The sequence below is a fragment of the Salmonella sp. 2018103 genome, from assembly GCF_026247685.1.
Taxonomy (GTDB): Bacteria; Pseudomonadota; Gammaproteobacteria; order Enterobacterales; family Enterobacteriaceae; genus Salmonella; species Salmonella enterica.
On record NZ_CP111029.1, the window covers coordinates 93979 to 116419 of the forward strand.

18 protein-coding genes are annotated in these 22441 nt (G+C 54.2%); 7 read left to right on the forward strand and 11 right to left on the reverse strand.

Annotated features, from left to right (window positions below; translation table 11 throughout):
* Window positions 1-239 precede the first annotated feature (239 nt).
* Together OLG56_RS00465 and yicI are read left to right on the forward strand one after the other, a co-directional pair.
* Window positions 240-1622: a glycoside-pentoside-hexuronide family transporter gene (locus OLG56_RS00465; protein WP_000834256.1), complete on the forward strand. Its 1383-nt coding sequence runs from the start codon at window positions 240-242 to the stop codon at window positions 1620-1622.
* An 11-nt stretch (window positions 1623-1633) separates the two neighbouring features.
* Window positions 1634-3952 carry an alpha-xylosidase gene (gene yicI / locus OLG56_RS00470; RefSeq protein WP_061377044.1) on the forward strand — a complete coding sequence of 773 codons (2319 nt, stop codon included), beginning with the start codon at window positions 1634-1636 and terminating at the stop codon, window positions 3950-3952.
* 102 nt (window positions 3953-4054) lie between these two features.
* On the opposite strand, the gene OLG56_RS00475 is transcribed toward yicI, so the two are convergent.
* Window positions 4055-5764: an AsmA family protein gene (locus OLG56_RS00475; RefSeq protein ID WP_061377045.1), complete on the reverse strand. Its 1710-nt coding sequence runs from the start codon at window positions 5762-5764 to the stop codon at window positions 4055-4057.
* A 120-nt stretch (window positions 5765-5884) separates the two neighbouring features.
* Window positions 5885-7276, reverse strand: coding sequence for a xanthine/proton symporter XanP (gene xanP / locus OLG56_RS00480; RefSeq protein ID WP_000115428.1), 1392 nt, complete (start codon window positions 7274-7276; stop codon window positions 5885-5887).
* Window positions 7277-7503: 227 nt separating this feature from the next.
* Between xanP and gltS the strand changes: the two genes are divergently transcribed.
* Window positions 7504-8709 (forward strand): sodium/glutamate symporter, encoded by a 1206-nt coding sequence (gltS, locus tag OLG56_RS00485; RefSeq protein ID WP_000462249.1) that lies wholly within the window; start codon window positions 7504-7506, stop codon window positions 8707-8709.
* Window positions 8710-8744: 35 nt separating this feature from the next.
* Here the strand turns inward: gltS and recG are convergent, their stop codons facing one another.
* The 5 genes from recG to gmk are packed head-to-tail and all read right to left on the reverse strand — an operon-like array spanning window position 8745 to window position 14609.
* A complete protein-coding gene (recG, locus tag OLG56_RS00490) occupies window positions 8745-10826 on the reverse strand; it encodes an ATP-dependent DNA helicase RecG (protein ID WP_000016757.1) in 2082 nt (693 codons plus the stop codon).
* A gap of 5 nt (window positions 10827-10831) precedes the next feature.
* Window positions 10832-11521, reverse strand: a complete 690-nt coding sequence (gene trmH / locus OLG56_RS00495) for a tRNA (guanosine(18)-2'-O)-methyltransferase TrmH (RefSeq protein WP_001068433.1) — start codon at window positions 11519-11521, stop codon at window positions 10832-10834.
* Between the two features lie 4 nt (window positions 11522-11525).
* On the reverse strand, window positions 11526-13637 hold the full coding sequence (gene spoT, locus OLG56_RS00500) for a bifunctional GTP diphosphokinase/guanosine-3',5'-bis pyrophosphate 3'-pyrophosphohydrolase (RefSeq protein WP_000280481.1): 2112 nt from the start codon (window positions 13635-13637) through the stop codon (window positions 11526-11528).
* An 18-nt stretch (window positions 13638-13655) separates the two neighbouring features.
* Window positions 13656-13931, reverse strand: coding sequence for a DNA-directed RNA polymerase subunit omega (gene rpoZ / locus OLG56_RS00505; protein WP_000135058.1), 276 nt, complete (start codon window positions 13929-13931; stop codon window positions 13656-13658).
* A 54-nt stretch (window positions 13932-13985) separates the two neighbouring features.
* Window positions 13986-14609, reverse strand: a complete 624-nt coding sequence (gmk, locus tag OLG56_RS00510) for a guanylate kinase (RefSeq protein ID WP_000046966.1) — start codon at window positions 14607-14609, stop codon at window positions 13986-13988.
* A gap of 256 nt (window positions 14610-14865) precedes the next feature.
* Here gmk and ligB point away from each other — a divergent pair, with 256 nt between their 5' ends.
* On the forward strand, window positions 14866-16551 hold the full coding sequence (gene ligB, locus OLG56_RS00515) for an NAD-dependent DNA ligase LigB (protein ID WP_061377046.1): 1686 nt from the start codon (window positions 14866-14868) through the stop codon (window positions 16549-16551).
* Here the strand turns inward: ligB and OLG56_RS00520 are convergent.
* Both OLG56_RS00520 and OLG56_RS00525 read right to left on the reverse strand, forming a co-directional pair.
* Window positions 16548-17165, reverse strand: a complete 618-nt coding sequence (locus tag OLG56_RS00520; protein ID WP_000924334.1) for a trimeric intracellular cation channel family protein — start codon at window positions 17163-17165, stop codon at window positions 16548-16550. The genes ligB and OLG56_RS00520 overlap by 4 nt on opposite strands.
* 250 nt (window positions 17166-17415) lie before the next feature.
* Window positions 17416-18297, reverse strand: a complete 882-nt coding sequence (locus OLG56_RS00525) for an HARLDQ motif MBL-fold protein (protein ID WP_001728225.1) — start codon at window positions 18295-18297, stop codon at window positions 17416-17418.
* 73 nt (window positions 18298-18370) lie between these two features.
* Here OLG56_RS00525 and OLG56_RS00530 point away from each other — a divergent pair, with 73 nt between their 5' ends.
* Window positions 18371-19273 carry a LysR family transcriptional regulator gene (locus tag OLG56_RS00530; protein WP_023213958.1) on the forward strand — a complete coding sequence of 301 codons (903 nt, stop codon included), beginning with the start codon at window positions 18371-18373 and terminating at the stop codon, window positions 19271-19273.
* A 47-nt stretch (window positions 19274-19320) separates the two neighbouring features.
* Here the strand turns inward: OLG56_RS00530 and OLG56_RS00535 are convergent, their stop codons facing one another.
* Window positions 19321-20184 (reverse strand): YicC/YloC family endoribonuclease, encoded by an 864-nt coding sequence (locus OLG56_RS00535; RefSeq protein ID WP_000621352.1) that lies wholly within the window; start codon window positions 20182-20184, stop codon window positions 19321-19323.
* A gap of 125 nt (window positions 20185-20309) precedes the next feature.
* On the opposite strand from OLG56_RS00535, the gene rph reads away from it, so the two are divergent.
* Both rph and pyrE read left to right on the forward strand, forming a co-directional pair.
* A complete protein-coding gene (gene rph, locus OLG56_RS00540) occupies window positions 20310-21026 on the forward strand; it encodes a ribonuclease PH (RefSeq protein ID WP_001247078.1) in 717 nt (238 codons plus the stop codon).
* Between the two features lie 79 nt (window positions 21027-21105).
* The gene (gene pyrE / locus OLG56_RS00545) at window positions 21106-21747 is read left to right on the forward strand and encodes an orotate phosphoribosyltransferase (RefSeq protein WP_000806167.1); all 642 of its coding nucleotides are present in this window, start codon (window positions 21106-21108) and stop codon (window positions 21745-21747) included.
* A gap of 77 nt (window positions 21748-21824) precedes the next feature.
* Here the strand turns inward: pyrE and slmA are convergent, their stop codons facing one another.
* On the reverse strand, window positions 21825-22421 hold the full coding sequence (gene slmA / locus OLG56_RS00550; RefSeq protein WP_000818607.1) for a nucleoid occlusion factor SlmA: 597 nt from the start codon (window positions 22419-22421) through the stop codon (window positions 21825-21827).
* Between the last annotated feature and the right edge of the window lie 20 nt (window positions 22422-22441).

Consider the following 22441-nt stretch of genomic DNA (forward strand, 5'->3'; position numbering starts at 1 on the left):
ACTTCCTGGCGTTTCCACATCCCCTCCCGTGCTTTTTTAACTTCCCTTTCCTTCTGCCATGATCGGTTTCATGTAAATCCCCATAAAATCCATTAGTTACATTTCATCACACTTTTTGACGCTACCCTGATCACAGAAAACAAGAATCGTAATTTGATAACTAAATAACGGAATATTCACGCTCGCAGGGAAGGTTTACAAAAACTGTAACCGGTATCAGTGAGCGTTAAGGATGCGTAATGAAAAGTGAGATCCTCTCCGTTAAGGAGAAGATTGGCTATGGTATGGGCGATGCCGCCAGCCACATCATCTTTGATAACGTCATGTTATATATGATGTTCTTCTATACCGATATTTTCGGCATTCCTGCTGGTTTTGTCGGCACCATGTTTTTACTGGCGCGTGCGCTTGATGCCATCTCCGACCCTTGCATGGGCCTGCTGGCCGACCGCACCCGCTCTCGCTGGGGCAAATTCCGACCCTGGGTGCTGTTTGGCGCGTTGCCGTTTGGTATCGTTTGTGTGCTGGCTTATAGCACGCCGGATCTCAGTCTGAACGGCAAAATGATTTATGCCGCCATCACCTACACGTTGCTCACCCTTCTGTACACTGTGGTCAACATCCCTTACTGCGCGTTGGGGGGTGTAATAACCAATGACCCAACGCAGCGTATCTCCCTGCAATCCTGGCGCTTTGTGCTGGCAACGGCGGGCGGAATGCTCTCTACCGTACTGATGATGCCTCTGGTGAAACTGATTGGCGGCGAGAATAAGGCGCTGGGCTTCCAGGGGGGTATCGCGGCGCTCTCGGTGGTGGCGTTCCTGATGCTGGCGTTCTGCTTCTTTACCACCAAAGAGCGCGTTGAAGCGCCTGCCACCCATACCTCCATGCGTGAAGACCTGCGTGATATCTGGCACAACGACCAGTGGCGCATAGTCGGCCTGCTCACCATCCTGAATATTCTGGCGGTATGCGTGCGCGGCGGGGCGATGATGTATTACGTCACCTGGATATTGGGCAAGCCGGGCGTGTTTGTCGCCTTCCTCACCACCTATTGCGTCGGCAACCTGATTGGCTCGGCGCTGGCAAAACCGTTGACCGACTGGAAATGCAAAGTGAGCGTTTTCTGTTGGACCAACGCTTTACTCGCAGTAATCAGCGTGGCGATGTTCTTCGTACCGATGCACGCCACGATCGCTATGTTCGTCTTTATCTTCGTGATTGGCGTGTTGCACCAGTTAGTCACGCCTATCCAGTGGGTGATGATGTCTGACACCGTCGACTATGGCGAATGGTGTAACGGCAAACGCCTGACGGGGATCAGTTTTGCCGGCACGTTGTTCGTGCTGAAACTGGGTCTTGCCCTCGGCGGGGCGCTGATTGGCTGGATGCTGGCAGGCGGCGGTTACGACGCGGCGGCGAAAACGCAAAACAGCGCCACGATCAGCATCATCATCGCTCTGTTCACTATCGTCCCGGCCATCTGTTATCTGCTGAGCGCCGCGATCGCTAAACGCTACTACACCCTGAAAAGCCCGTTCCTGAAAACCATTCTGGAACAACTGGCGCAGGGCGCACACCGCAACGAACAAGAATTTACCCATAAAGAATTGCAAAACTAAAGGAACAGACTATGAAAATTAGCGACGGAAACTGGCTGATCCAGCCTGGCCTTAATTTGATTCACCCGGTTCAGGTGTTCGACGTTGAACAGCAGGGGAATGAGATGGTGATCTATGCCGCGCCGCGCGATGTCCGCGAACGAACCTGGCAACTGGATACCCCGTTGTTTACCTTGCGCTTTTTCTCGCCGCAGGAAGGCGTGATAGGTGTACGGATGGAACACTTCCAGGGCGCTTTGGATAACGGCCCACATTATCCACTCAATGTCTTGCAAGATATCAACGTAGAGATGCAGAACAACGCCGAATTTGCCGAACTCAAGAGCGGTAGCCTGAGCGTGCGCGTCACCAAAGGCGAGCTCTGGTCACTGGATTTTCTGCGCAACGGTGTACGTATCACCGGTAGCCAGTTGAAAAATAACGGCTATGTACAGGACACCAATAGCGGGCGCAACTACATGTTTGAGCGCCTGGATCTCGGCGTGGGCGAAACCGTCTACGGGCTGGGCGAGCGCTTTACCGCGCTGGTGCGTAACGGTCAGACGGTGGAGACCTGGAACCGCGACGGCGGCACCAGCACCGAGCAGTCTTACAAGAACATCCCGTTCTATATCACCAACCGTGGTTACGGTGTCCTGGTGAATCATCCGCAGTGCGTGTCGTTTGAAATTGGCTCCGAGAAAGTCTCCAAAGTCCAGTTCAGCGTTGAGAGCGAGTATCTGGAATACTTCGTCATCGACGGCCCGACCCCGAAAGACGTGCTGAACCGCTATACCCAATTTACGGGTCGTCCGGCGCTGCCGCCCGCCTGGTCGTTTGGCCTGTGGCTGACCACCTCATTTACCACCAACTACGACGAAGCGACCGTTAACAGCTTTATCGACGGTATGGCCGAGCGCAATCTACCGCTGCACGTCTTCCACTTCGACTGTTTCTGGATGAAAGCTTTTCAGTGGTGCGATTTTGAATGGGACCCGGTGACTTTCCCCGATCCGAAAGGGATGATTCGCCGCCTGAAAGCGAAAGGGCTGAAAGTCTGCGTGTGGATTAACCCCTACATCGGCCAGAAATCCCCGGTCTTCCAGGAGCTAAAAGAGAAAGGGTATTTGCTTAAACGCCCGGACGGCTCCCTGTGGCAGTGGGATAAATGGCAGCCGGGACTGGCGATTTACGACTTCACCAACCCGCAAGCCTGCGAATGGTATGCCGACAAGCTGAAGGGCCTGGTGGAGATGGGAGTGGACTGCTTCAAAACTGACTTCGGCGAACGCATTCCAACGGATGTGCAGTGGTTTGATGGTTCAGATCCACAGAAAATGCACAACCATTATGCCTACATCTACAACGAACTGGTGTGGAACGTGCTGAAAGAGACCGTCGGCGTTGAAGAGGCGGTGCTGTTCGCCCGTTCCGCCTCGGTGGGCGCGCAACAGTTCCCGGTGCACTGGGGCGGCGACTGTTACGCCAACTACGAATCGATGGCGGAAAGCCTGCGCGGCGGGCTGTCCATTGGCCTGTCAGGATTTGGCTTCTGGAGCCATGATATTGGCGGATTCGAGAATACCGCGCCGGCGCATGTCTACAAGCGTTGGTGCGCATTCGGCTTGCTCTCCAGCCACAGCCGCCTGCACGGTAGCAAATCCTACCGGGTTCCGTGGGCCTATGACGACGAGTCCTGTGACGTGGTGCGCTTCTTCACCGAACAGAAGTGCCGGATGATGCCGTATCTGTATCGGGAAGCGGCGCGTGCCAACGAAGCCGGTACGCCAATGATGCGGGCAATGATGCTGGAGTTCCCGGACGATCCGGCGTGTGATTATCTTGATCGCCAGTACATGCTGGGAGATGCGGTCATGGTAGCGCCGGTATTTAGTGAAGCGGGCGACGTGGAGTTCTACCTGCCAGAAGGCCGCTGGACGCACCTGTGGCGCAACGATGAAGTGCAGGGCAGCCGCTGGCATAAACAGCAGCATGACTTCCTGAGCCTGCCAGTGTACGTGCGTGACAATACACTACTGGCGCTGGGCAACAATAGCCAGAAGCCCGATTACGCCTGGCATGAGGGTACGGCCTTCCAGTTATTCCATCTGGATGACGGCTGCGAAGCGGTCTGCGAAGTCCCTGCTACGGATGGTTCGACAATCTTTACGCTGCAGGCGAAACGCACAGGCAATACCATTACGGTGAGCGGCGAAGGCGAGGCGCGCAACTGGACGCTGTGTCTGCGTAATATTACGCAGATTAGCGGTACCAAATGCGGCTCATATGCGGGAAGTGAACTGGGCGTAGTGGTTACCCCGCTGGGAAATGAAGTGGTGATTACGCTTTAAATCTGAATCGCCGGATGGTGCTGTGAGCTGCGCTTATCCGGCCTACAAATGAGCAAGAATCGTAAGCCCGGTAAGCGTCAGCGCCACCGGGCAAGCCCTCAATTACAGCGCTGGCTCCGTTGACGTAACTTCCCCGCCGGACACCACGCCCGCTTGCATCGTTTGCGTTATCTGCTGCTTTTGTGCGTTGACCGCGTGTAATTGCCCATTTACCGTCGGTTTCAACGGCGCATCGGCCTGAATATTGCCGCTGGCCGTGAGCTGAATATTGCCATCGCCAGCAATCGGTAATGTCGGCCAGCCCCACTGCTGTAGCACATCCATTGGTACGCCGCGTCCGTTCAGGCTGATTTGCGTCTGACGCTGCGGCAGTTGCGATACGCTGGCAGTGGCTTCCAGTATCCCTTTTCCAGTAAACGCGCTCAGATCGCTGATGTTGACTGTGCTGGCATTAGCCGTCAACGACAGCGACGGGCGGCGCACATCCACACGGTTAAAGGTTGCCGCTGCGGCGTTGAGGGTCGCATTGCCGCTCCAGACGCCCCATTGATGATGTTGTACCAGCTCCAGGTTTGCGCCGTAGCCGTCCAGAGCGGTGATTTGCCACGGGAAGGCTGGGTCGATATCAATCACCAGGTTGCGGCTGGCGCTGAATTTTTTCAGCGTCAGGCTGTTCAACCAGTCGGGCAACGGCTTCATCCATAACTGCTTCCAGTTTTCCGGCAGCGTATACTCCAGCCCGGCGATAGCGGTATCGTCCAGAATAAGCGCTTTGCCTTCGCGTAACCAGGCGCCGGAGGTTCTGACCATACCGCCTTCCCAGCGGGTGGTGAACTGGCGTAGCGCAACGCCCTGTGGTGAAAATTCGGCGTTCAGGATTGGATCGAGCAAGTGCAGCGAGCCGTAAATAAACTCGCTGGCGTTCATCGATAATTTACCTTCCTGACTTTGCCAGTCTTCTTTGCGCAGAGTCAGATTGCGCAAACTCAGGTCAAGATCGGTGACTGCCCAGTCTGGTCCTTGCAGGCTGGAGTCCGTCACTTCAAGACGACCAATCTGCAAAGATGGAACCGTAGTAAGCGGCGCGAAAAACTCGCTCAGGGATTTATCGCTTTGTAACCGAATATCATTCAGCCGCAGATTTTCAACGACCCAACTACCGTCAGCGTTACGCCGGGCGACGCCGGTTAACGCTCCGCGCGCCATATCGGCGCCGACGGTGTTTAACATCACCTGATTATGGTCGATACTGCCTTCAATAAGCACATTCGTGGCGGGAACGTCGTTTAACGTCAGCGAACCAGCGCTCAGTTGGATCTGGGCTTTATTGCCCAATACCCGACCGGCTTCGGGGCGCCAGGGCATAATGCCGCCGTTAACGCGCTGGGCGCTCAACCGCCATTCGCTGCCGGGACTATTGAGCGCCATATTGCGAAGTTGCAGGCGGTCGGCCTCAAACGGGAAAGGGGCGGTTTGCACTGAAATATTCAGCGTGCCGTCCTGTAACAGAATCGTGTCGACATGCAGCGGCGCGGTTAACTGGCGAATGCTCAGACCGATATCTACGGTTTTCGCGACCAGGGTAGCAGGCTGACCATCACGACCAAAGGTCACATTCTCCAGTAAAAGATGGGATGGGGCGGAAAAACGATGATCCATCACGTCGAATGTGAGGTGATAACCGCTGTTCTCTGATACCCAGTTGCTGATGTGATCTGCGCCCCAGCGCGTTTGCAGCAGAAAATAAAAGCCGAAAATCACCACTAAACAGGCGATCAGCACATAGAGAAGCAACCTCCCAATCAATTTCATGGTCTTCCATCCCGTGAAATGCACATAGGGGATTTATGCACGATTTGCGTGCAATCCTCAAGACAGGAATGGTGAAAGAGCGTTACAGCAGCGGCGAATCGCGTCGCCGCCGCAGGGTTTTTACGGTTTTTCCGGCGGGAGAATCAGGTTCAACACGATAGCCGTGATGCCGCCAGCGGCAATTCCGGATGAGAGCAGATTTTTCACCCATTCCGGCGCGAACTGCAGGATCTGCGGCTGTTGCGAGACGCCAAGACCCACGGCCAGCGACAGGGCGATAATCAGAATCGCGCGGCGGTTCAGCGGCTCACGCGAGACAATACGCACCCCGGAGGCGGCAATGGTGCCGAACATCACTAACGTGGCGCCGCCGAGCACCGGTTCCGGGATATGCTGCACAAAACCGCTTACCGCCGGGAACAGGCCGAGCACAATCAGCATCAGCGCGACGACAAATCCCACATAGCGGCTGGCGACGCCGGTCAACTGAATTACGCCGTTGTTCTGACCGAAACAGGAATTCGGGAACGTATTAAATACCGCTGAAACAAATGAGTTCAGGCCGTTAGCCAGTACGCCGCCCTTTAGCCGTTTCATATACAAGGGGCCGGATACCGGCTGCTCGGAGACATCAGAGGTGGCGGTGATGTCGCCGATGGTCTCCAGCGACGTAATCATAAAGACCAGCATCAACGGCAGTAACAGGTTCCAGTCAATGCCCAGACCATAATACAGCGGGGTCGGCACCATCAGGATGTCCTGCGAGACTGGCGCGTTATTCTCAGGCAACATGCCCATAAACCAGGCCAAAAGATAGCCTGCCGCCATGGCAATAACCAAAGAAGCCACGCGTAGGTAGGGATTACGCTGCCGATTCAGCAGGATAATAATGGCCAGGACGACGCCGGCCAGCAGCAGGTTTTTCGGTGCGCCAAAGGTGTTGTCGCTCATGGCGGCATAGCCGCCGCCGATGGAGGTTAGCCCCACCTGAATCAGCGACAGGCCAATAATCATCACCACGACGCCGGAGACTAACGGCGTGATAATCCGGCGCGCCAGATGTAGAATGCGAGAAAGCACCATCTCGGTGCAGCTTGCCAGCATCAGCGTGCCGAACAGCGCCGCCATCATCGTCGGGACATCCGCGCCGCCGGTTTTCAGCGCGGTACCGCCCATAATCAGCGGGGCGACAAAGTTAAAACTGGTTCCCTGGATGGATAACAGCCCCGATCCTACCGGCCCCCACGCTTTGATTTGAATAATAGAGGCTACGCCGGAGGCGAACAGCGACATGCTGATAATGTGCTGCGTATCCTGCGCCGGTAAACCCAACGCCTGGCAGATTAACAGCGCTGGCGTGATTACCGCGACAAACATGGCCAGCAGATGCTGACAAGCGGCAAAAAGTGTTTGAGGGAGCGGCGGGCGATCTTCAAGACGGTAAATTAATTCGCTGTTTTGCGTCTGCGCAACCGGTTGCGCATCTGCCGGCTCGATGGCGTTAACGGACATCAGGGACATTCTCGTGGTGGAAAAGCGGTGATTTTATCTGACCAGGTGGTAAAAGCAAACGATTGCGAGCGAATATTCTTAATATTTAAAAAAGATAAATGCACCTTTTTATATAACTTTTTGCCTTTTTCTGCTTAAAATCCATGCCGAAGACTCGCAAAGAGCTAAAAAACTGACTCAGGAAATGATTTGTGCGCACATGTCACAGCGCACTACAGGAGCTTTAAATGTTTGAACTCGATACCTTATCGACCCTTGTCGCCGCCACGCTGGTGCTGCTACTGGGTCGCAAGCTGGTCCAGTCTGTCTCCTTACTGAAGAAATATACGATTCCGGAGCCGGTGGCGGGGGGGCTACTGGTCGCGGTTGCTCTGCTGGTACTGAAAAAAAGCGTCGGTTGGGAGGTCAACTTTGATATGACCCTGCGCGATCCGTTGATGCTGGCGTTTTTCGCGACGATCGGCCTTAACGCTAACCTTGCCAGCCTGCGCAAGGGGGGACGCGTTGTTGGCGTCTTCCTGGTCGTCGTGGTCGGATTACTGCTGATGCAGAATGCCATCGGTATCGGCATGGCGAGTCTGTTGGGGCTGGACCCGTTAATGGGGCTGATTGCCGGGTCAATTACGCTGTCCGGCGGACACGGTACCGGCGCGGCGTGGAGTAAACTGTTTGTCGAACGTTATGGTTTTGCCAATGCCACCGAAGTTGCGATGGCATGTGCAACCTTTGGCCTGGTGCTGGGCGGGTTGATAGGCGGCCCGGTAGCGCGTTATCTGGTGAAACACTCCACCACGCCGGATGGAATGCCTGACGATCAGGCCGTGCCGACAGCCTTTGAAAAGCCGGATGTGGGCCGTATGATCACTTCTCTGGTGCTAATCGAAACCATCGCCCTGATTGCTATCTGTCTGACCGTGGGCAAAATCGTAGCGCAGCTACTGGCGGGAACGGTGCTTGAACTGCCGGTCTTCGTTTGTGTGCTATTTGTTGGGGTGATCCTCAGCAATGGCCTGGCGCTGGTGGGTTTTTATCGCGTATTTGAGCGTGCTGTTTCGGTGCTGGGGAACGTGAGTCTGTCACTGTTCCTGGCAATGGCGCTGATGAGCCTGAAGCTGTGGGAACTGGCGTCGCTGGCGCTGCCGATGCTGGCGATTCTGGTGGTACAGACCATCTTCATGGCGCTGTACGCGATCTTCGTCACCTGGCGCATGATGGGGAAAAACTACGATGCAGCGGTGTTGGCGGCGGGTCACTGCGGTTTTGGCCTGGGCGCAACGCCGACCGCCATTGCTAATATGCAGGCGATTACCGACCGTTTTGGCCCCTCGCATATGGCGTTCCTGGTGGTGCCGATGGTCGGCGCGTTCTTTATCGATATCGTCAATGCGTTGGTAATCAAGCTGTACCTGCTGTTACCGATTTTCGCGCAATAATAGTTTGTACGGCGGCATTAAAGCCGCCGTGCTCACTAGGCGTTGGAATAACGTTCGGTTTCCGGCATCCAGCGCTCAATCAGCGCTTGTGCCTGCTGCGGATAACGTTCGTGAATATGACGGGCAATACGCTGAACTTCGGGGATCATGGCTTGATCGCGCAGCAAATCAGCTACTTTAAATTCGGCGTTACCTGTCTGGCGCGTGCCCAGTAATTCCCCCGGGCCGCGAATCTCTAAATCTTTTTGTGCAATCACAAAGCCGTCGTTGCTGTCGCGCAATACCTGTAAACGCTTCTGCGCCGTTTTCGACAACGGCGATTTATAGAGCAGCACGCAGTGCGATGCGACCGCGCCACGGCCAACGCGTCCTCTGAGCTGGTGTAATTGCGCCAGGCCCAGTCGCTCCGGGTTTTCAATAATCATCAGGCTGGCGTTAGGAACATCGACCCCCACCTCAATCACCGTAGTGGCGACCAGCAGATGCAGTTCACCCTGCTTAAAGGCCTGCATCACCGCCTGTTTTTCGGCGGGCTTCATGCGGCCGTGTACCAGGCCAATATTCAACTCCGGTAACGCCAGCTTGAGCTCCTCCCAGGTGGCTTCCGCCGCCTGCGCTTCCAGCAGGTCGGACTCTTCAATCAGCGTACAGACCCAGTAGGCCTGACGGCCTTCGGTTGTGCAGGCGTTGCGCACACGATCAATGATTTCATGGCGACGGGTATCCGGAATAGCAACGGTAGTGACAGGGGTACGGCCCGGCGGTAGCTCGTCAATCACCGAGGTATCGAGATCGGCGTAGGCAGTCATCGCCAGGGTTCGAGGAATGGGCGTTGCGGTCATAATCAATTGATGCGGATGAAAGCCCTGCTGCTGGCCTTTTTCCCACAATGCCAGCCGCTGGTGGACGCCAAAGCGGTGCTGCTCATCGATAATGACCAGCGCCAGGCCGTTGAACTGCACCTGTTCCTGAAAGATAGCGTGGGTGCCGACAATCATCTGCACCTGACCGCTGGCAATAGCCTCTTGCTGCGCCTGACGCGCTTTACCTTTTTGCTTACCCGCCAGCCAACCCACTTCAACGCCCAACGGTTCGAACCAGTTGCGGAAATTATTTGCGTGCTGTTCAGCCAGCAATTCGGTCGGCGCCATCAGCGCCACCTGCTTACCGTGGGCAATAGCGCGCAAGGCGGCAAGCGCCGCAACCAGCGTTTTCCCTGAGCCGACGTCGCCCTGAACCAGACGCATCATCGGCACATCGAGCGCCATATCACGTTCGATCTCTGCCACCACCCGCGCCTGCGCGCTGGTGGGTTTAAACGGCAACGACGCCAGCAGATTGTCTTTCAATATGTTGTTGGTACTTAGCGGCTGAGCGTGATAGCGCTGCGCGCCTGCGCGAAGCGCTAGCATACTGAGATTATGCGCCAGTAGCTCTTCAAGAATAAGCCGCCGCTGCGCCGGGTGTTTGCCGGTTTCTAAATCGGCGAGCTGGAGTGTCGGCGGCGGGCGATGCAAGGTACGTAGCGCCTCCGGCAGGCTCATCATACCCTGCGCCAGTTCCGGCGGCAGTAGTTCGGCAATGGCGCAGGTGTCGAGCAACTCCAGCGCCTGATCGGTAAGCTTGCGCAGTGTCGCTTGCTTCACGCCCTCGGTGGTCGGATAGACGGGGGTGAGCGTTTCCTGAAGTTCCGGCGTGCTGAGATCGCCCTGCAGGCGATATTCCGGATGGATCATCTCTGCGCCATACTTGCCGCGCTTCGCTTCCCCGTAGGCCAGCACACGTCGCCCCGTCGCCAGGCTGTTTTTCATCGCCGCGTTAAAATTGAAAAAGCGCATGGTAAGAATGCCGGAACCGTCGCTAATCTGGCAGGTCATCATCCGACGACCGCCGAAAGTGATATTGCAGTTCAGCACTTCACCTTCAACGGTGGCGTAGATGCCAGGCAGCAGTTCGCCAATGGGGTAGAGATGGGTACGGTCTTCGTAACGCAGAGGAAGATGTAATAGCAAATCCTGGACGGTATGCAGGCCAATTTTCGCCAGTTTACTGCTTTGCGCTGCGCCGACACCTGTCAGGGAATTGAGCGGAACAGCGTCTAACAAGCGGCCTGACATGGTGATTACCCTGCCGCCTGCATCGTCGCCCACCAGTCAGCATCGGCGTCTATTTCGCCCTGCTGATTGACGCGAGGATAAGGCAGACCTTTACGTTTAGCGACTTTCGCCAGCACCGGATAACCACCCTCAAACAGCAGGCGCTGCTGTTCATCTTCCGGCAACATGCTATTTTCACGCAGATACATGCCCGCGTTCTGACGCTGGCGCTGGGCTTCATAAAGAATGAGCGCGGAGGCGACGGAAACGTTCAGCGACTGTACCATGCCGATCATCGGAATGATGATGTCCCGATCCGCCAGGGCTAATGCTTCCTGAGTAATACCGGTTTTCTCCTGACCCATCAGAATACAGGTCGGGCGCGTGTAATCAATCTCGCGAAAGTCTACGGCTTTATCAGAAAGATGGGTTGCCAGAATCTGCATTCCCCGTCCTTTCAAATGGGCTACCGCATCGCCAATGGTACGGTGAGTTTTCACCTGTACCCAACTGTTGCTGCCCGCCGCCGCGGAAGCCATGGTGCGCATCCGGCTACCAGGCCAGATGGCATGGACTTCATGGACGCCAACGGCATCTGCGGTACGAATGATTGCAGAAACGTTATGAGGTTTGTGGACTTGCTCCATGCAGACCGTGAGATCAGGCTGACGCCTGGCGAGCATTTCGCATATACGCGCATAACGTTTTGGATTCATAGCGCTAGTTTCGGTTACGGGTGACTTTAATAACGTCTGGCATCACGCGGATTTTGCGCATGATATTCGCCAGATGTACGCGATCGCGTGCGGTAAGGCGAATAAAGGTACTATAGACGCGACCATCTTTCTCTTCAGTATTCAGGCTTTGAATATTGGAGGTGGTGGTATTAATCGCCGCCGTCAGGTTAGCCAGCGCGCCCTGATGGTTAAACATTTCCACCTTGATTTCGGTAATGAATTCCTGCTCCGTCTCTTTGTCCCATTCGACCGCCATAAATTTCTCTGGCTCTTTCTGGTATCCACGGATATTACGGCAGGATTCATGGTGGATCACCAGTCCTTTACCTGGGCTGACGTGAGCGATGATCGGGTCGCCTGGGATCGGACGACAACACTTCGCAAAGGTGATAAGCACGCCATCCGCGCCTTTAATCGGCAGGTGGCCGTGATTCGATTGCGCAACGGTCGGCACCACGGCTTCGCCTTGCTGCAGATTTTTCGCGACCACTACGCTCATCGCGTTGCCGAGACCGATTTCCGCCAGCAGATCGTCAAGCGTTGCCAGCTTCATACGATCCAGTTCGCGCTGAATATTTTCCTGCGGAATTTCCGCCAGCTTACGACTACCGCCTAAAGCATGGTTAAGCAGACGACGGCCCAGGCTTACGGAGTCATCACGTTTGAGGTTTTTCAGCAACTGACGAATTTTAGCGCGCGCTTTAGAGCTGACGACAAAGTTCAGCCAGGCGGCGTTGGGACGCGCGCCCGGCGCGGTAATAATTTCGACGGTCTGACCGCTGCTAAGCGGCTGCGACAGCGGATAAGGCTGCCGGTCGACACGCGCGCCGACGCAGGCGTGGCCGATGTCGGTATGCACTGCATAGGCAAAATCCACCGGCGTAGCGCCAGCGGGCAGTTCGACAATGCGCCCTTCCGGGGTGAAAACGTAAATCTCATCCGGGAAGAGATCGGATTTTACGCTTTCGATAAATTCAAACGAACTACCGGCGCTCTGTTGTAGCTCCAGCAGGCTCTGCATCCAGCGCTGGGCGCGGATCTGCGCCGTGGTGCTGGTCTCACCGTGTTCTTTATACGCCCAGTGCGCCGCGACCCCCATTTCCGCCATCTGATCCATATCTTCGGTACGGATCTGGACTTCAACAGGAACGCCGTGCGGGCCGATCATCGAGGTGTGCAAAGACTGATAGCCGTTCGCTTTGGGAATGGCAATATAGTCTTTCACCCGTCCCGGACGAGGCTTATAGAGACTGTGCATCTGGCCGAGTACGCGATAGCAGGTATCGGAGTCATGAACGATGACGCGGAAAGCGTAAATGTCCATGATCGAGTGAAAACGCTGCTCTTTGAGCACCATTTTGCAGTAGATCGAGTAAAGATGTTTTTCGCGACCGCTAACGCGACACGGAATGCCCGCCTCTTGCAAACGTCCTTCGATTTCAGAGAGGATTTTTTGGATCATCTCTTTACGGTTGCCGCGCGCCGCTTTTACCACTTCTTTGATGACGCGGTAGCGGTTAGGATACAGCGCTTCAAAACCCAGCTCTTCAAGCTCGGTCTTGATGTGATGGATACCTAAACGGTGTGCCAGCGGGCTGTAAATTTCGAGGGTTTCACGGGCGATGCGGCGACGTTTGTCCGGGCGTAACGAGCCCAGCGTGCGCATGTTATGGGTACGGTCAGCAAGCTTAATGAGGATGACGCGGATATCCTGCACCATCGCCATAATCATTTTGCGGAAGTTTTCGGCCTGCGCCTCTTTCTTATCGCGGAACTTGAGCTTATCAAGTTTCGACACCCCCTCTACCAGCTCGGCAACGCTTTTACCGAAAAGCTGTTCCATGTCCTGATAGGTGGCGGGGGTATCTTCAATCACGTCATGCAGCAGAGCGGCCATCAGCGTTTCGTAGTCGAGTTTCATCTCGGCCAGAATACAGGCCACCGCTACCGGGTGCGTGATATAGGGTTCACCGCTTGAACGTGTCTGGCCCTCGTGAGCGTCACGTGCAACGAGATACGCCTGCCGAAGACGCTTAATCTGGTCTTCCGGCAGGTAGGTTTGAATCAGTTGATTCAGGCTTTCAAACAGATACAAGGGCGACCCGCTTTGTGATTAACGACGACCTTCAGCAATAGCGGTAACGGCTTGTAATTCAGCGGCTTCCTGCTCTTGCTGTTCCTGGCGCTCGCGGACGTCAAGGATCTGGTTGTTAATCAGACCTTCTTCGATTTCGCGCAGCGCGATAACGGTAGTTTTATCGTTTTCTTCCGGTACCAGCGGATCCTTTCCGCCTACCTGCATCTGACGAGCGCGACGCGCGGCGACCAGTACCAGGTCAAAACGGTTACCAATTTTCTCTACAGCGTCCTGAACAGTTACGCGTGCCATACTTAAAATGCTCCACAGGTGAAGAAATGACTGGGCATGATACTGAAAGTGGGTTCAGTCTGCCAACAATTTGCTGATTAAAGCGTCATGACGCTGCTTTTGGCGGCTCATACGCAGACGTTCAGCGCGAATGATGGTTTTCAAGTCGCTTAACGCGGTATCAAAGTCGTCATTCACAATAAGATAATCATATTCGGCGTAATGGCTCATTTCTGCAACCGCTTGCGCCATTCGTTTGGCAATGACTTCTTCGCTATCTTGCCCGCGGCCGCGTAAACGGCGATCCAATTCGATCTTTGATGGCGGCAAAATAAAAATGCTGCGTGCTTGCGGCATCTTTTCGCGAATTTGCTGGGCGCCCTGCCAGTCGATATCCAGAAAAACATCAACGCCGGTTGCCAGCACTTGCTCAATGGTTTCGCGCGAAGTGCCGTAGTAATTGCCAAACACTTCCGCGTGCTCCAGAAACGCCTCCCTGCCAATCATGGTTTTAAACTCATCATGATTTACAAAGAAATAGTGCTCACCGTGCACTTCACCCGGACGCGGCGCGCGCGTGGTATGTGAAACGGAAACCTGAGTGTCATACAACGGTTGGGTTTTTAATAAAGCCTGAATCAGGCTGGATTTACCCGCGCCACTGGGGGCAGAAACAATATAAAGCGTACCTTGAGCCATGAGTATCTTACGTCTGTGATTATCGAAATAGAGCCTTGATACGGGCTTATTATACACATCGCCGTTATGCGACGTAGTCTTTGTCACACTTTTTGCGCCAGATTATTGCATTTTGCGTCCCTTTTTCCGCTTTTATCGCGTCGTTGCAGCAACCCACCAAAAAATCTGGAAAGCGGCTCGGATGATGCATTTTTACCTGTCGGTTTTTATTCACTAAAGCGCTATACCTGCCGGGCAATGTGCGCAGGAGGTCGTGATGAGATTATGGAAAAGTATGGCGTGGGGAATTTTATTGTGGCATTCGCAGAGTGGGGCGCTTTGCCCGGCCTGGCCGCCAGCAAGGGCCGCTGAAGAAATCGCCCGTTTACAGCAACAGCTCGCTGACTGGAATGACATCTACTGGAAACAAGGCGTTAGCGCGGTTGACGATAGTGTGTACGACCAACTCAGCGCAAGGCTGGTTCAGTGGCAACGCTGTGTTGGTCAGGATGTTTCATCTACTCCGGTTTCACCGCCGTTAAACGGTACAACAAGGCATCCTGTTGCGCATACGGGCGTACGTAAACTCGCGGACCGGCAGGCGGTAGAACAGTGGATGCGCGGGCGCAGCGAGCTTTGGGTACAGCCAAAAGTGGATGGCGTAGCGGTAACGCTGGTTTATCAAAACGGTAAACTGACCAGGGCTATCAGCCGGGGTAACGGACTACAAGGCGAGGACTGGACGCCAAAAATTCGCCTGATCCCCTCTATACCGCAGTCAACACAAGGCGCGCTTGCTAACGCGGTGTTGCAGGGCGAAATCTTTCTACAGCGCGAGGGACATATCCAGCAACGGATGGGCGGGATGAATGCGCGCTCGAAAGTCGCAGGAATGTTAATGCGCCAGGATAACGCCTCCGCGCTAAATTCGTTGGGTATTTTTATTTGGGCGTGGCCGGACGGTCCGGCAAATATGCCCGAAAGATTAAGCCAACTTGCTAAGGCTGGATTCAGTCTGACGAAGAAATATTCCCTGGTGGTAAAAGATGCCAGCGAGGTCGAGCGGGCGCGCCAGTCATGGCTGACGTCAGCGTTGCCCTTTGTGACGGATGGCGTAGTGATACGCATGGCTAAAGAACCCGCGGCACAATACTGGCGACCCGGGCAGGGCGACTGGCTGGCAGCATGGAAATATCCGCCAGTAGCGCAGGTCGCGCAAGTGAGCGCTATTCAGTTCTCGGTGGGGAAAAGCGGCAAAATTACCGTAGTAGCGTCGCTTGTCCCCGTTATATTGGATGATAAGCGGGTTCAGCGGGTCAATATCGGTTCTGTGAAGCGTTGGGAAGCGTGGGATATCGCGCCGGGCGATCAGATCCTGGTGAGTTTGGCCGGGCAAGGCATTCCCCGGCTTGATGAGGTCGTCTGGCGGAGTCGTGAGCGGAGTAAGCCTGTACCGCCTGATAGCCATTTCAACTCGCTGACCTGCTTTTACGCGTCGGCAACGTGTCAGGAACAGTTTATCTCCAGACTGGTATGGTTGGGGTCACGGTCGGCGTTGGGTCTGGACGGAATGGGCGAAGCCAGCTGGCGGGCCTTGCATCAGACGCATCGCTTTGAGCATATCTTCTCCTGGCTTGCCCTGACGTCAGCGCAAATAGCCAACACGCCAGGCTTTGCTAAAGGAAAAAGCGAGCAGATATGGCGGCAATTTAACCTGGCGCGCCGGCAGTCGTTTACCCGCTGGATTATGGCGATGGATATCCCCTTAACGCAGGCCGCATTACAGGCCAGCGGCGATCGCTCATGGGAGCAGTTATTAATGCGAACAGAGCAACACTGGCGGCAGTTGCCAGCGACGGGCGAGCGTCGTGCCGGGAGAGTTATCGGCTGGCGGGATAATCCGCAGATCAAAACGCTGAGCAGATGGCTGGCTGCTCAGCATATTCCCGGATTTGGGTCTTAGTGCCCTTCATGGCGGTAATAAAATACCGGCAGGCCAAGTTTAAGACGTAGCGCTAATAACCTTGCTGTAAAGCCAAACAGTAACGTAGAGATAACGACGACATCCGGATTCATGACGTAATGTTGTAGCGCAATATAGAGCACCGCCGAGGCGAACGAAATGCCGGCATATAGCTCTTTTTGAAACACCAGTGGAATGCGTTTGCAGAACATATCGCGGAGCACGCCGCCAAAGACGCCGGTAGTGACGGCGGCCACCACGGCGATAATTGGCCCTTCGCCCATATCAAGGGCTATCTGCGCGCCAATAATAGAGAAAACCACCAACCCCAGCGCGTCAAGTACCAGGAAAAGCTTGCGTAAATAGGGCATGACGGGAGCAACAATAGTGGTCAATACAGCGGCAGTCGCCACAATAATGACATATTCGGGATGCTTCACCCAACCCAGCGGATAGTGACCGAGCAGAATGTCGCGAACCGAGCCTCCACCAATGGCGGTGGCGGTAGCAATAATAATTACGCCGAATGTATCCATGCGACGACGACCCGCAGCGAGTGCGCCCGTCATGGCCTCGGCAGTGATGCCAATTAAATAAAGAACGTGCAACAGCATGATTTCCCCCTAATTTACTGGGGGCGAAGATTAACGATTTGTGCGCTGTATCACGATTGAGATTTTCTAAGGCATTACACGATTAATAAATTTTAGTAATGATTTTAAATTTATGGTTAATAATTATTTATTATATATATCAATAAATTGTACATCATTTTTGTGGTTTATTGTATGCAAGGTTTTTCTGTTTTGACTTAGATAAATTACCTGAACGGCGCCCTGGACGCGCCGCCGGTGAGTCATTTCATTATGGCTGCTGTGCGGTAAGTTGTGTGATGAAGCGCTGACGTGAGCGTTCCACATACTGTTGCAAGCCATTGGAATCAAAGAATGCCTGTGTATCGCCGTTGCGAAGTTGCTGTCGTTTCTCCAGTAGCCCGAAGCGGTCACCTTTGTTGGCAATAAAGATATCAACATGCTGGGCGGCCAGTGTTTTAAAGCTGCTCTGAATATCAGTAACCAGGTCAGGGTAATTTTTGTTGTTAATCAGCAGATAGTCAGGTGTGGCGAGACTATCTGCGTAAATTAACGTCTTGCCGTTGCGGAGCGTTACGCGCCAGGAAGTTGAGCCGGGCAGATGTCCAGGCGTGAATAGTGCTGTCACGGTTATCCCTCCGAGGCTGATGCTTTCCTGGTTGTGGATAATTTTATCAGTGGTGACGGGCGGGAAGGGGAGCGCATCGCCAAGCGCAAAATCCTGTCGTCCACCCCTCGCCATCTGATCGGCGTTGGGTTGGCTAGCGACCAATTGTGCGCCGCTCCACGCTTTCAAACGTGCCATGCCCCCCGCTTGATCCAGCCGCGCATGGCTGTTCAACAGATAGCGCACGTCTGTGAGGCGGAATCCTGCCGCTTCAATATTCGCTTTAATTTGCGGTGCGCTTTCATCCAATCCCGCATCAATAAGAATATGCCCTGCCGGGGTGGTCAGCAGAATAGAAGAGAGATTTTCCGTGCCGACATACCACACGCCTTCTGTGATTTGAAACGGCTTCATAGGCTTAGCCCACGCTTTAAACAGTGATAACGGAGGCGCGGGTGATAACGGTTGTGAAGGATCTAATGCCGCCATGGCAGGAAGTGCTGATGTTGAAAATATACATACAAAGAATAATGCATAGCGATTCATAATGTTCTCCTGATTGAAGCGCCCGCAGTATACCTGGCAGTAATTTAGCCAGGTTCAATAAGAGAGACGTTTAATGAACTTGCTGCAAATGGATATGAATCTGTTAAAAGTACTGTATGTGCTGCTGGAGACGAGCTCTACGGGGAAAACGGCGCAAAAGCTGGCTTTGTCGCCTTCTGCGGTAAGTCATGCGTTAATGAGATTGCGCGATGTGCTAAACGACCCGTTGTTTCGACGGGAAGGGAACCGCCAGATTCCTACGCCTTATGCGCAGGCGCTGCGTGACAAATTGGCGCCTGTGTTTGTTTCGCTTAATGAGGAGCTGTTTGGCGATAAAGAGAACGGTTCCCGTTGTTTCCGGGTGGTACTTCCTCCCGCATTGAACGCGCTGCTTACGCCTGTTCTCGCAGAGAAAGGTCATCTTCATCAGGCGGTGATCGAGTGCCTTCCTTTTGCTCGCCGACCCTGGCGTGATGAACTGTTGGATAGCTCGGTTGATTTGGTGCTGGCAATTGGCGACCATCAAAAGCAGGTCAGCGCTCTGCATTACGAGCGGGTGGGGACTACGCGTTTGATCGCGGTTTATGGCGCGCCATTGCGTTCACGTCTGGAGAATGCCGCAGAGTTGAATTTTGCTGATCTACAGCATTATCAGCACATTTACTGTTTGCCGTGGACAAAAGAGAACAATGAACTGGACAGGCAGCAGGCTCGTGCCGGGTTTGAACGTCCGCTGGCGTTTGTTTGTCATGATTACAGTCAACTTGCGCCTGCTGTCCAGTCGGCGCCGCTAATGGCGATTGTACCGCGCCCCTGGTATGAAAATTTATCCGATAAGCGCGGTCTTTTTGTCTTGCCGCTTGCCGGGGAGCAGGCGGAAGGCGCTATTTTTATGCAGTATCGGGCTTCGACGGTAGAGTGGAAGCGGCGCCTTATCGACGCTATTCGCCGGAAATTAAAAACGTACTACCGATAAACGAGAGCCCGCATAAGGCGGGCTCTGTGACATATTGAGCGCCAGAATTATTCAATATTCTGGATTTGCTCGCGCATTTGCTCGATCAACACTTTTAATTCAATAGCGGAGTTAGTTACATCAGCGTTGATGGATTTGGAGGCCAGGGTGTTCGACTCACGGTTAAATTCTTGCATCATGAAGTCCAGACGGCGGCCTACCGCCTCTTTTTTCTTCAGAATGTTGTAAGTCTCTTTGACGTGCGCTTCCAGACGATCCAGCTCTTCCGCCACATCAATGCGTTGCGCCATCATCACCAGCTCTTGCTCCAGACGGTTGTTTTCCAACTGAACCTGAGCATCTTCCAGCTTCGCGACCAGGCGTTCACGCTGCCATTGCAGGATTTCCGGCATATGCGCGCGGACTTTCGCTACTTCGGCGCTGACGCCTTCCAGCCGTTGTTCAATCAGCGCTTTCAGCGCCTGGCCTTCCGTTTCGCGCGCGACGATAAAGTCATCCAGCGTACCGTCCAGCGCGGCTAAAATTTCTGCGGCAATCGCGTCCAGATCCTGCTCTTGCGCCGCCATGACACCTGGCCAGCGCAAAATATCAACCGGATTGATTTCCCCTTCGTCGCTCTGCATTTTGACCCAGTTTGCGGCGCTAACTAATTGTTTCGCGAGCTTTTCATTCAGAATAAGCTCGCCTTGCGCGCTGGCATCGGGTTCAAAACGCAGCATACATTCGACTTTGCCGCGCGTCAGGCGTGTACGAATGCGTTCGCGCACGACGGGTTCAAGACTACGGAACTGTTCCGGCAGACGAAAGTAAGTTTCCAGATAACGCTGGTTTACCGAGCGCATTTCCCAGGTCGCGCTACCCCATTCACCCTTGATTTCACGCCGGGCGTAGGCGGTCATACTGCGGATCATAGATGTTCCCGTTTTTAAAGGAGAGATGAGGGGATTATAGCTATCCAGGCCTTGTCAGGATAGGAATAACCATCGGAAGTCCGTATAATGCGCAGCCACATTCGTTTTAAGCCGGAGATCTCAATATGCGTCCAGCAGGCCGTAGCGCTAATCAGGTGCGTCCCGTAACCCTGACCCGTAACTATACAAAACACGCTGAAGGCTCGGTACTGGTCGAATTTGGAGATACCAAAGTGTTGTGCACCGCCTCCATTGAAGAAGGCGTCCCACGTTTTCTGAAAGGACAAGGCCAGGGGTGGATCACCGCAGAGTATGGCATGTTGCCTCGCGCTACCCATACCCGTAATGCGCGTGAAGCAGCAAAGGGTAAGCAGGGCGGTCGTACTATGGAAATTCAGCGTTTGATCGCGCGTGCGCTGCGTGCGGCGGTCGATCTGAAAACGCTCGGCGAATTTACCATTACGCTGGACTGCGATGTAATCCAGGCCGATGGCGGTACGCGTACAGCGTCTATTACCGGTGCCTGCGTGGCGTTGGCGGATGCGCTGAATAAATTGGTTGCCAACGGTAAGCTGAAAACCAACCCGATGAAAGGCATGGTGGCGGCGGTTTCCGTAGGCATCGTTAACGGCGAAGCGATCTGCGATCTGGAATATGTTGAAGATTCCGCCGCAGAAACCGACATGAACGTCGTGATGACTGAAGACGGCCGCATTATTGAAGTACAGGGCACCGCGGAAGGCGAGCCGTTCAGCCATGAAGAACTTCTCACTTTGTTGGCGCTGGCCCGAGGGGGAATTGAATCCATTGTGGCGACGCAGAAGGCGGCGTTAGAAAATTGATTTTAAGGCGACTGAAAAGTCGCCTTTTTTTTTGTCCGTAAATTTCGTAAATGATGAAAGTAAGAAAAGGAGCGAATCCATGAAACCGTATCAGCGCCAGTTTATTGAGTTTGCGCTTAACAAGCAGGTACTAAAGTTTGGCGAGTTTACGCTGAAATCCGGGCGCAAAAGCCCCTATTTCTTCAACGCCGGGCTGTTTAATACCGGGCGCGACCTGGCGTTGTTAGGCCGTTTTTATGCCGAAGCGCTGGTGGATTCCGGTATTGAATTTGATCTGCTGTTTGGCCCCGCATACAAAGGTATTCCGATCGCGACGACGACGGCGGTTGCGCTGGCGGAACATCACGATAAAGACCTGCCGTACTGCTTTAACCGCAAAGAGGCAAAAGATCATGGCGAAGGCGGGAGTCTGGTGGGCAGCGCGCTACAGGGCCGCGTGATGCTGGTGGATGACGTGATTACCGCAGGTACGGCGATTCGCGAGTCGATGGAGATTATTCAGGCGCACGGGGCTACACTGGCTGGCGTACTGATTTCGCTGGATCGTCAGGAACGTGGCCGCGGCGAGATTTCCGCGATTCAGGAAGTGGAGCGCGACTATGGTTGTAAGGTTATCTCCATCATTACGCTGAAAGACCTGATTGCCTATCTGGAAGAAAAACCTGATATGGCTGAGCATCTGGCGGCTGTGCGAGCATACCGGGAAGAATTTGGCGTGTAAGCGAATTGCCCGGTGGCGCTTTACCGGGCCTATGTTTCTGTCGCCTGGATAAGGCGTGAGCCACTATCCAGTCAGCGTTACTGTAGCTGAGCGGCAATGAGCGGCCAGCGGGCGTCGAAATCGTCCGTTGGGCGGTATTTAAATTCGCTACGCACGAACCGTGAAAGCATACCTTCACAGAAGGCTAACAGTTGGCTTGCCAGCAGATTTTCATCCGTCGTGTAGCCTTCGCCTTCACGCATTCTTTTTTCTCGTAGCACCTGGCGGAGCTGCGCTTCGATGCGTTCAAAAAGCTGATTAATGCGCCCCTGCAGGCGATCCTGTTCAAACATCAGCGCGTGCCCGGTAAGAATGCGCGTCAGGCCAGGGTTGCGTTCGCCAAAACCCAGAATCAGCAACACAATCAGGCGCAAACGCGTGCTGGTGTTTTTTTCATCTTTTAAAATCAGATTGATACGGGTAATCAGACTATCTTCGATAAACTCAATCAGGCTATCGAACATGCGGGTCTTGCTGGGAAAATGGCGGTATAGCGCCGCTTCGGAAACGCCGACCGAGGCCGCCAGTTTTGCCGTCGTGATGCGTTGGCTTCCATCGCTGGATTCAAGCATCAGCGCCAGTGACTGAAGTATTTCTTCGCGACGATTCCTTTTCGCAGTTTGTTTTTCTGCCATGTTACAAAATACCCCTGAAA